Below are 854 nucleotides of genomic sequence, written 5' to 3'. Positions count from 1 at the left end.
GTGGGCTGGTGCCCGCTGATCTGCTGGTGCGGGAGTTCGGTCAGGCGCAGATCGATGAGCTCGAGTCGGTATTCGAGGTCGCCGATATCCTGCCGTTGGCTCCGCTGCAGGAAGGGCTGCTCTTCCATGCGGCATACGAGGACGAGAGCTCCGATCTGTATGCCACCCAACTGGATCTGACCCTGGCGGGTGCGGTGGATGTGGAGCGCTTTCGCGCCGCGGTGCAATCTGTGCTGTATCGCCGTCCGCAACTCAGCGCGCGGTTCGTCTACAAGCAGTTCACGCGGCCGGTGCAGGTTGTGTTGAAAGCCCCGGAGGTGCCGTGGCGGTTTGTGGACCTGGCCGGTGTTTCCGAGTCGGAGCGGGAGCTGCGTCTGCGGGAATTGGCTGGGGAGGATCGGGCCGCATGCGGCGATCTGGATCGGGAGTCTCCATTCCGAGCTTCCCTGCTGAGAGTGGCGCCCGGCAGATATCGCTTCGTCGTCACGATGCATCACATTGTTGTCGATGGTTGGTCTTTGCCGATTCTCCTGGCGGAGATATTCCTTGCGTATCGCGGGGAAAGCATGGTCGCGCCGGTGCCGTATCGGAATTATCTGGCGTGGCTTGCCGATCAGGACGCCGCCGCTTCGAATACGTTGTGGCGGAACAAGTTCAAGGGGTTCGAGACACCGACGATCATCGATCCGCTCGGGGTTGACGCTGTTGCCGAGCGGAGTTCGTCCGAGCGGTTGTCGCGGAGTTTCTCGGTGTCGGAGTCGATGACGCTTGCGCTGGATTCTTTGGTGCGGCAGTTGGATTCGACGATGAGTACGGTGTTGCAGGCGGCGTGGTCTCGGGTGTTGAGTGTGATG

1 protein-coding gene is annotated in these 854 nt (G+C 61.7%); it reads left to right on the top strand.

Annotated features, from left to right (window positions below):
• On the top strand, positions 1-854 hold an 854-nt coding region (locus tag GFY24_RS40855), incomplete at both ends, for a condensation domain-containing protein (protein ID WP_228567175.1).

Origin of the sequence: Nocardia sp. SYP-A9097 (genome assembly GCF_009649815.1) — a bacterium.
Taxonomy (GTDB): Bacteria; Actinomycetota; Actinomycetes; order Mycobacteriales; family Mycobacteriaceae; genus Nocardia.
This window is presented reverse-complemented; position numbering and strand designations above follow the sequence as displayed.